Annotated in this window: 9 protein-coding genes; all 9 read left to right on the top strand. The window is 34.6% G+C overall.

What is annotated here, in order from left to right; translation table 11 throughout:
• On the top strand, window positions 1-444 hold a 444-nt coding region (locus ACKI5G_RS00895; protein WP_407396752.1), incomplete at its 5' end, for a hypothetical protein.
• An 18-nt stretch (window positions 445-462) separates the two neighbouring features.
• Window positions 463-1401 (top strand): hypothetical protein, encoded by a 939-nt coding sequence (locus ACKI5G_RS00890; RefSeq protein WP_407396750.1) that lies wholly within the window; start codon window positions 463-465, stop codon window positions 1399-1401.
• 166 nt (window positions 1402-1567) lie between these two features.
• The gene (locus tag ACKI5G_RS00885; protein WP_407396748.1) at window positions 1568-2779 is read left to right on the top strand and encodes a hypothetical protein; all 1212 of its coding nucleotides are present in this window, start codon (window positions 1568-1570) and stop codon (window positions 2777-2779) included.
• Between the two features lie 21 nt (window positions 2780-2800).
• Window positions 2801-4741: a hypothetical protein gene (locus ACKI5G_RS00880; RefSeq protein WP_407396746.1), complete on the top strand. Its 1941-nt coding sequence runs from the start codon at window positions 2801-2803 to the stop codon at window positions 4739-4741.
• Between the two features lie 61 nt (window positions 4742-4802).
• A complete protein-coding gene (locus tag ACKI5G_RS00875; RefSeq protein WP_407396744.1) occupies window positions 4803-5858 on the top strand; it encodes a hypothetical protein in 1056 nt (351 codons plus the stop codon).
• A gap of 142 nt (window positions 5859-6000) precedes the next feature.
• A complete protein-coding gene (locus ACKI5G_RS00870; RefSeq protein ID WP_407396742.1) occupies window positions 6001-7287 on the top strand; it encodes a hypothetical protein in 1287 nt (428 codons plus the stop codon).
• A 268-nt stretch (window positions 7288-7555) separates the two neighbouring features.
• Window positions 7556-7981 carry a type II secretion system protein gene (locus tag ACKI5G_RS00865; protein ID WP_407396740.1) on the top strand — a complete coding sequence of 142 codons (426 nt, stop codon included), beginning with the start codon at window positions 7556-7558 and terminating at the stop codon, window positions 7979-7981.
• Window positions 7944-8678 (top strand): hypothetical protein, encoded by a 735-nt coding sequence (locus tag ACKI5G_RS00860; protein ID WP_407396738.1) that lies wholly within the window; start codon window positions 7944-7946, stop codon window positions 8676-8678. Before ACKI5G_RS00865 ends, ACKI5G_RS00860 begins: the two co-directional genes overlap by 38 nt.
• Window positions 8679-8680: 2 nt before the next feature.
• Window positions 8681-9481: a VirB8/TrbF family protein gene (locus ACKI5G_RS00855; protein WP_407396736.1), complete on the top strand. Its 801-nt coding sequence runs from the start codon at window positions 8681-8683 to the stop codon at window positions 9479-9481.
• Window positions 9482-9503 lie beyond the last annotated feature (22 nt).

The raw sequence follows: 9503 nt of genomic DNA, 5'->3' as shown, positions 1-9503 counted from the left end.
AAATACGGTATGACGGAGCAGGCTGCCATTGATAACGGTTTATATAATTATATTGAGAAATACCGTCAGAAATTTAATATTGAAAAGGTTAAAGATATGCGGTTCGATATCCTTTTCAATCGGCCTTTTACAGACGAATATGATATTAGTGCTGGGGATTTTGAGTTGAAATTAGAAGATGGTAGTACTAAGAAGTTTGGTTTTACTACATACAAATATGATGTAGATAGTAAAAATCCAAATCTTGTTCATGTGATATTGTATGATACAGCTAATAATTACAAAGATATAGGCATGGATGTAGGTTATGAATTGTATACTAATAATCTAAAAAATGCTCTTTTTTCTGAATTTCATATAAATTGCGGTGATGGAATTGATTTGGATATTAAACCTGAAAAAATATCTGAATTAATGCTTACATATAGTGATGCTATTACGTAAAAAGTTCCTCCAGAAGTTTTGGAAAGTGCTAATGCATCCTTGTCTTATACCAAGGATGGGGTATATATTAAAGTTTCTGAAGCCAGTAAGGCATTGGATGAGCTTATAGCTGCTGGGGATTGGCATATAGATGAGAAGGAATTGAAGTTACTTGCGTTGAGCAATCCATATGATTTTGAATATCATGATGGTATTGGAAGAGTATCTTTCGGGAACTATATTTATGTGATAAATGTAAATTTGAAGAATGAGGATGAGTTGGTTATTGAAATAGGCAGATGTTATCCTCTTCTTGATATGGGAGAAACGGACGAAAAGGCATTTTTTGCTACTACTCTTAATTGGAATGAATTAGAGAGTAAATACAAATCTGATATTCCTGAATATTTTGATATTTATATTCCTATAACAGAAAAAAATGCCAATAATATTGACTTACTGAAAAAGGAAATCGTTTCAGAGTTGATTAATAAGGGGCTTGTTACCTCATTGTATACGGAAGAGTATCAGAAATTAAAAGATACCGGTATTGGTTTCCCTCAGCAGTTTTATAGAAGACTGGATAATCTTGAAAAACTATATGAGTTACGTCACCATTGTCCTAAAGCGATTATTGGTAAAAGGAAAAGCCCGGAAGAAGTGGATGTTTTCTTAAATTATTACAAAAAAGTTTATAAACTGATTGTCGATGAAAAGGCAATTTCTTTGGCTGAGAAAACCAATGAAAGTGATATTGGGGAACTGGCACGTGAAGAATACAATCGGTTGTTTATTAAAGAAATGATAAATGATGGTAATGCTCCAATGGATATTAGTTTTTTTTATATAGCTGGTGTGGCTGGCATAATTTTACCAGAAAATTATAGCTATGTTCATGAAAAGATTGAAAAGATTATGCGAGAACCGGAAATTAAGAGAATGATTAAGAAGGCCCAAAGCCAGGATATGAGCCGGTAAAATTAGCTATTTTTAAGTGCAGCGTAAAAACTGCACTTTTTTTATTACTTCCAGGATGCCCATAATGGGCATCCTGCCTTGTAAACAAAGTGTATAAATAACCATAATTTTTTGGCTCTTTATTGTGATACTTTATATAAAAGACAATAATTGGGAGGTTTATATTATGGCAGAGTGGACATTCCTGCATAAGAATGTTGTTTCGTTAACAGAAAAAGAAAAGGCAGATTTAAAAGTTGTGCTTCAGGAATATGATGAAACTGGTGAATCGGCAAAGTGTGGTATATGGTCAATTAATTCAGGTACTTATGATCGGTGGTGGGAGCTTTGCAAACACGGTGAACCTGTCGTATGCTGCTTTGCCAGTGGTGAATATGATAATGGAGTCGAGATTGGTAATCTTGAAAGATTAAGAGATATATCATTTAAGGAACGTGATGATATTTTTAAGGTTATTGTCAGTGAATATTCTGATGTAAGATGTTCTCCCAATGAACCTGATTCACCGGAAGAATTTCTGTATAATGAGCCACACCTTATTCAGGAAACGGCTAATGCCGGGGACTGGCATATAAATGAAGATGTTTTTAAATTATTTAAGAATGCCACTGCTCCATTTAATGATGAGCAGCTTTTATCAAAGGATTTGGGCAGCGTTTATTTTGGCAATCATAGCTTTGGTATTAATATTGTGGATTCTTATTTTGAGGAACCTTCTAAGCCTTCCGTTACGCTTGTTATGTATCAACGTGTTCCACTGTTACAGTTTGAAATGAGCCAGGATAATGGCCAGATTGAGAATCGTGATTTTCAGCTGCTTAATTATAAGGATGTATTATATCCTAGTCGGTTAACGAAAGCTCTTTATTGTAACCATGGAAAGGTTGTTTACCTTGAAAATTGTGAGGAAGCACTGAGCAGTTTGGAGAATTTTAAACGTGCCGTCAGTGAAAAGTTGATTATGGACGAATGTATCAATCCATATTGGAATGAGGAATATAAAAAGTTTACAGAACAAAAAACTGGATATTTCCATCAGCTGGACAAGGAGCTGTATGAATTTCCTTCGATTGTAGCTCAAAAGGGAGAAATGTCTATTTTGGATTTGGATACTTTGCGGCATTACTATACCAGCGATGGGGATCGTCCGTGGACGTTGGATGCTAATGCTAAATGGGATGCGAAAACTATTGTATCCCACATGGTAGCGAGTGGTTTTGATGATTATAACATAGGTAAATTGTGTTATCACATCAATAAATTTGCTTTGGAAGCCAATCATCCTTTACAGAAAATTGATAAATCCCTTTACAGTGATTTTGGGCTGAAAAAGCTCAGAAAACAGATTAAGGGAAAAAGTCAGGAATTGGAAATATAAAGTGCTTTGGAGGAAATGGTAATGAGGAAATTATTTTCTGAAGGTGACGATGTTGTTATCAAGGATTACATTTTACCTGGATTAAGTAATGACAAGGTTTATATCGATACTGTCCATGTTCTTCAGGATGAGGTATTTGGTGATAACTTACTTTTATGTTCCTGCTCTAATTGTAAGTTTGAGAATAATAATACTCAATTTGATGCCAGTTTCTATATTCCGGTAGATGTTTTATTGAAACAGAATAAAGAGTACCAAGTGGAAAACTGTATTGAGTTTTCTGATGGCCCTGATATGCTTTCCGTTTATAATATTAATTTGTTTGATCATACTTATGAACTGGGCAATTTTTGGTTGAATCACATTGAAGGAGATTTGATGGGATATAAAGATGATGTCTATGTTACTTTGGAGTTGTATATCCCGACTCACTTCATTTCCAAAGATGAAGCCTGGCAAAATGAGTTTTTATCTGTTTTGATAAATACCAAAAATGGTCTTGATACAGAGTGCTTCCGTGTACCTGATATAACCATTCCTTTAGTAGATATTAAGGAACTTGATGCTGCTACGTTTAAGGAATACCTTCAGGCTCTTGTTTTGAAGGAAATGGGGAATCGTTGCCCTGAATTTTATAAAAAGATTACTGGTGAATCTTTTCAGGCTCAAGAGGTTGATGTTTTAGCTGTCAGAGACTTTATTGTAGATGACGAAAATGAATTTCTGTGGGTTCTTGCAGAAAAGAATGGTCGTTGTTGCTATGTTGGTTTCTCCCTTAATGAAGTTCCGGGATTGCCTATTGTTCAGAATGCGTATGATTCTGATGAAGCAAAAAATATGATTTTGAATGTTATTAAAGGCAAGAATATTAATCCTGTTGATTTACCACATATTGAGGATACAGATTCTGTTTTGCAGTATTTGTGGCATGATATTGTTTTGTCATCTAATCTTACCCATTTTATTGAAGAAGAGTATCCTTTTGGTGGCAGCCCATGGGATTCATTGAAAATTTCAAAATCAGAATTTGAAAAACGCATGGATGCTGCAATTGAAAAATTTGCACTTGGAGATGTTATTGTCAAAGGTGATGGGGATGCACTTTATACGGTTTATGGTGATTTCCAAAGCCGTTTTTCTCAGATTTCTGATTTTGACAAATATAAGTTTTCGGCCAGTGAAAAAGATGAAAAAATAAATAATCTTGTTTCTGCCGGGGTTTGGGATATTGATGAAGAGTATGTGAGAGATATCATTGACAATAAAATCAATCCTGTTGAAGAAACAGTTGATTTTGTTGGAAGTGTTGAGTTTGGTAATTATTCCTATGATTTACATAATTTTACCAAGTCCCAATGTAATTACCTTGATGTTGATGTTTATTCCCCGTGCGAGTTTGCTGAAAGAAAAGAAGATTTTGTTTTTAAAAGCAAAACTTTAAAGGAATATTGGGAAAAAGATGTTCCTGATTGCTATTTATGTCATCCTCGTTTGTTGACTGTAAGTGACAGTGTAAAGACAGTTGATGACTTTAAACGGGAGGTGGTTAAATGTTTGCTGTCAGAGCAACTTATTTCAGTTGATTTGCTTGAGGATTACAAAGCCCTTAAAGAAGAGGGGATGGGATTCTACCAGCAGCTTGAAAAGCATTATAACAAAGTGCTGAAAGATACCATAAATAAAAAAAGTCTGTCGGATGAAGATTTAAATTATCTAGGTATTCACTATCACAATAAGTATGCCGGTGGTGAAATAACTGATTTGGAAGCAACCAATAATAAGATTGTACGGCAGATGATAACAGATGGTTTATCGCCTAAAAAGATAGAGTCTGTTTATCGTGGTATTGATAAGCTTATGTGTCTTGGCCCGGATAAGGATAATTATGTAAAAGCTATTCTTCAAAGCTCTGAAGTTAAAAAAATGGTTAGAAAAATTCAGGGCCAGGAGCAGGGAAGATAATGATATTATTAGGATGCCCATTATGGGCATCCTAAGTTATAAAGGAAAAAAGGTGATATGAATGAGTTGGATGTTTAATAATTTTAAAAAAGCGGTAGATCATGTTAAAGATGTTGAAAAAGAGATTAGTATAGATCGTGATACAAAAAAAAATATGGAATTAGAAGAAGCAAAATCCTGGCTTGATAGCTTGAAGGAGCAGATAAAAGAAGATCATAAAACATTGTTATATTTATATGAAAATGGTTTTGCAAAAAGATTTCCAAAGCATAGTCTTTATGGTCAAAAATTTATTTGTGATGATTTTACTGGAACAATGGGAATATTCCCCGAAAGCAATAATGCTTATAAAAAAATAGGGATAGTTGGTAAATTTGGATTTTTTGATTCAGACCCAGAGGCTCCTTGTTTGATATTTGATAATGAGTTACTTGTCGTGGATAGTGAAGATAGTAAACAGTTATATATTCCTCACGCTCCAACCAAAACGCAAATTATAGAATTTTGTGAGAAATTTGAAGATTTTCATAAAGAGTTTACAGAATGTGTGAAGAATATTTTAGCATTGGAAGATATGGTAGCTGCCGGTGATTGGCACATTAATGAAGAATCTTTTAAAAAATATTCAAATGGAGAAATGGATTGTGACTTGGAAAGTATGGGTTCCGTTTATTATGGAAACAATATTTATGACTTAGCATATGGTCAGATTGATAATAATGACCCTTGTAATGTTGCTGATAATGTCTCTGGTGTTTTTATTCACTTATATAAGCCGTTTGGTATAACTGAATTTGAAGAAGTTACGGTTGATTTTCATGGTAAGAACCGAGTTGACTTATGTGGTAAATATTTAGATTTAGTTGATTATCCTTGTGATCCTATACATAGAACAAAGGCAAATTGTACAAGCATTGAAGAGCTTAAAAAAGATATTGTTAAGGAAATGCTGGAAAGCAAGGTCCTTGATCCTGGTAAGATAGCTAAATATAAAGAAATGAATACTTCTCATGATGGTAAGATTCCTTCTGGTTTCCCACATCAGTTTGAAGCAGCTAAGAATGCTTTAAAATCCTCTGAAAAAGAGCAGAAAGATAACCAAGTGTTAATTAGATAATCTTTATGATGCAGTTTATGAAATTATAGGCTGCATCTTTTTTATTATCAGGATGCCCATTATGGGCATCCTAAAAGAGTATAAAAACACATAATTTTTCGGAGTATTTTAATAATAAAATATTTGTAGAGGTGATTAGATTATGCAAACGGATTTAAAAAAATTATTACCACATCAGTTTGATGAACGGCCTGTCAAGGGCGTTGTTATGACAGCTATATTTGATGAGAATATATTTGCAAGGAATAATGAGTTTACCGATGAATCGGATCTGGTATATCCGACTTCTTTTGAATTTCATTTCAAGGATCAGGATGGTAAAACTTATTCCTTGGGGTTTGAAGATTGTGATGTTCATAACTATGACAATAATAAAGTTACCTGTTATTGTACGGATATTGACCTAGACAATTCCAATTGTCCATTAGATATTGGCTCCATTATGGATATGAAGCTAGAACGGGTTATAACGTATACCAATGCACATCGTAGAGGATATGATGATACTATTGTTGGTTATGATGCGGAAAATATTGCCTTTAAAACAGATGCTGCAACATATATTTTTGACACAGATACCTTTAAGTGGAATAAAGCTCATGAAAAGGCTTTATTAATAAATGAAGGCAGCTGGCATATTAATGAGGCTAAGCTTGATAGCTTCAGAAATACAGAAGATTCCAAAAATCAGTATTTGGGGTATGTGACATATGGAAATGATATTTTTGAAATATATGGTTACGAAGACACATCTAACATAAAGGAAATCAGTATTGAACATTCTGTTCCCCCTGAAGAATATGAATGCCACCAAGGGGAGTGTAAAGAGTTTGAATTTGATGTTTCTTCAAATGGCCTTTGCCTGGATCAGTACCGGGTATTAAAGACAAAGAATTTCCCTCATAATGGTTTCAGAATCGCACATCCGTCTATTATGCCGGAGTATAACAATCCGGAGTATCCAGAGTATGGCAATTATGAGGAAGCCAAGGCAAAATTCCTTAATCTTGATTATTTAAAGAAGAGGGTTTGTGAATACCTCGTTGATGAAAAGCTTATCAGTTCGGCAAGGATTTTTGAGTATTCTTCTATGAAAAACCTAAATATGGGATTTTATCAGCAGTTGGATAAGGCGATTAATAAGCATGTTTTCCATCTTGCTAGACAATCTAATTTGACACAAGAGGATGTGGAGAATTTATCAAAATTCTATAATGACTACTGTTATCATGCTGGTTATCCAAGAGATGATAAAAGAGTTATTGAGAAGATGGTAACGGACGGGTTATCTTCTCGCAATATTAAGGCTGTGTTTTCTGTAATGAATCACTATCATAAAGAAAAAGAGCAGCTTAATGAAAAATTGGAGAATATTCTTCATGACCCGGATATTAAAAAAATTATCAGTAGGGCATACGGATATAAATAGCAGAATTGTTCCAAAAACTGAAGGTGCGGATGAAATAATAACTGAGCTTTTAAAAGAGCCGGAAATAAAGAAAATGGTAAAAAAGGCCAAGAGCCAGAATTTAGGCTGGTAAATATTCTTATGCTTTAGGTGTAGCGTTATTAGCTGCACCTTTTTTGTTGAATTTAGGATGCCCATAATGGGCATCCTGAGTATGGCCCTAAAGTGTATAAAAAACCATAATTTTTTGAGGCATTTTAATGGTAAATTGTTATTGGAGGTGCTTTGTATGCTTAAAGGGTTTTTAATCCCTAACGTAATTGCATATTTGTTAATTCTAGCAATTTTAGCAGTAATAGGCAGTTACTATGGCGGTTCGGTTTTAAGGAACTATGAAATCGACCAGATAAGGCGTGAAGCAGAGCTTTTGGATAATGCCTTAACCCGGTATTCCTCCAATCATATGGGCGTAAATGAGGATACGCTGGAGTTTAATGAAGAAAGTAAGAAGCTTTTATATCACAAAACCAGTCTTTATCCAATTAGTCTGGATGAGCTGGGGGCAATTCGGGATGAGGATAATTATTTTTCAGACCATATAGATTTGGATAGATGGACATACCAGGTTACTTGGGAGTCCGGTGAAATGTTTTACGACTTGGAGTGTGATTTGCCTAATGGAAAAAAATATCATTCGCCACGCAGCAAGCATTAGCACTTTTGCTTCAAAAAATTTTATGTATTTTTTTGGAGCTGTTGCTGTTCTTTATATTGTTTTAAACAGTCCTTTTAGTACTGCTGCTGCATTTTTGGGTATAGCATTTTTAATGATTTTTTTTATGTCCTGCTCAGATAATGCTACCCATGAGATTACTCTTCAACAGTTATTGGGATTATTACTTGTTGTTTTTGCATATCGCTTATATCTTGGGGATCAGCTTTTATCCATTATTGTCAGATTGGTTTTGGGAGGCTCCTTTTTCTGGATGCAGCAGCTTTTTACCAGAAAGAGCATTAAGACGGAAAATTATTGTCAGGCAGGACCGGAAGTAGCATATATTCCGTATTTTGCAGCTGCAATTTCGGCTCCTGTGATTTTAGGAGTTATCAATTATTTTAATATATTCAATAATTTTTCAGCCTATCTTACGTTGTTTGATAAAATCATGAATCTGTATTTCAGTTCTATATTGGGATTTGTTCCTATTGCAGTTTTTCTGTTTATGTGCGGATGTATGCTTTTTCGTTCAAGAAAAGATAACTGTAAGGTCACTATGGGTACAGGAGATGTATTTTTCCTGAGTATCATGTTTTTGATGATGTCTCCGTCATATTTTTTGGCAGCGTATATTTTTAGTCTGTTATTAGTTTTATTTGATTCGGTTTTGATGCAAAAAGGAGTTAATGTGTAAAAATGTTCAACAAAATTTTTAAAAGACCTGAACCATTCACGGACAGCAAGGAGCTTTCTCCTGCTGAAAAAGCAAAAAGAAACTGGGATGACAGGATTGGCAATGCAGTTATGCAGGCATATTCCTGGAGGATGTGTACTTTTGGTTTAGTTGTAACACTTTTTTTCGCAATAGGCGCACTTATTTATATGTCAAATAAGTCAATGTATTTGCCTTATGTGGTAACAGTGGAAAAGGAAAGCGGTAAGGTTGAATTTGCTGGTGTTGTAAGCCCTTCTTCAAGTTATATTCCGCAGGAAGAGGTCATAGAGTATTTTATCCGGCAGTTTGTGGAAAACATTCGTAATATCCCTTATGACCCTGATGTTTGGGAATATAATTGGACTAAAGCATTTCATTACATGACCAAGGATGCCAGCCGTGAACTTGGTGAAAAGCGTAAGATTGAAAATCCTTACGTAAAGCTCCTGAAGAGTACTACTACAGCGAAAATTACTACTGTAATTCCTGTTAGCAAGCAGAGCGAAAATATTCAGGAAGGTAATCAGACATACCAGGTTAACTGGGAAGAGGCTGAAACTGATAAGAGCTCTGGAACTATTGTAATTACTCCATATAGAGGAATTATCACCATAACCTATATTCAGCCTAATGATAAAGAGGTTGCTATTCATAATCCTTTGGGAATATATGTTGCTGATTTTAAGTATGAAAAAGCCGGTGAAACCTACAACAAGGCTGAAGGTCCAAAGGATCAGAAAAAGACTAATGCTGCAACATTGCCTGTAGCAGAAAAAAAATAGGATGCCCATTATGGGCATCGCA

The sequence above is a fragment of the Anaerovibrio sp. genome, assembly GCF_045637405.1.
In the GTDB taxonomy this organism is placed as follows: domain Bacteria; phylum Bacillota; class Negativicutes; order Selenomonadales; family Selenomonadaceae; genus Anaerovibrio.
This window is presented reverse-complemented; position numbering and strand designations above follow the sequence as displayed.

What these genes read in the sequence shown, in the direction of transcription:
- ACKI5G_RS00865 (WP_407396740.1), top strand. Translation starts at nt 7,556, where the DNA reads ATGCTTAAAGGGTTTTTAATCCCTAACGTAATTGCATATTTGTTAATT.
- ACKI5G_RS00855 (WP_407396736.1), top strand. Translation starts at nt 8,681, where the DNA reads ATGTTCAACAAAATTTTTAAAAGACCTGAACCATTCACGGACAGCAAG.
- ACKI5G_RS00880 (WP_407396746.1), top strand. Translation starts at nt 2,801, where the DNA reads ATGAGGAAATTATTTTCTGAAGGTGACGATGTTGTTATCAAGGATTAC.
- ACKI5G_RS00870 (WP_407396742.1), top strand. Translation starts at nt 6,001, where the DNA reads ATGCAAACGGATTTAAAAAAATTATTACCACATCAGTTTGATGAACGG.
- ACKI5G_RS00860 (WP_407396738.1), top strand. Translation starts at nt 7,944, where the DNA reads ATGGAAAAAAATATCATTCGCCACGCAGCAAGCATTAGCACTTTTGCT.
- ACKI5G_RS00885 (WP_407396748.1), top strand. Translation starts at nt 1,568, where the DNA reads ATGGCAGAGTGGACATTCCTGCATAAGAATGTTGTTTCGTTAACAGAA.
- ACKI5G_RS00875 (WP_407396744.1), top strand. Translation starts at nt 4,803, where the DNA reads ATGAGTTGGATGTTTAATAATTTTAAAAAAGCGGTAGATCATGTTAAA.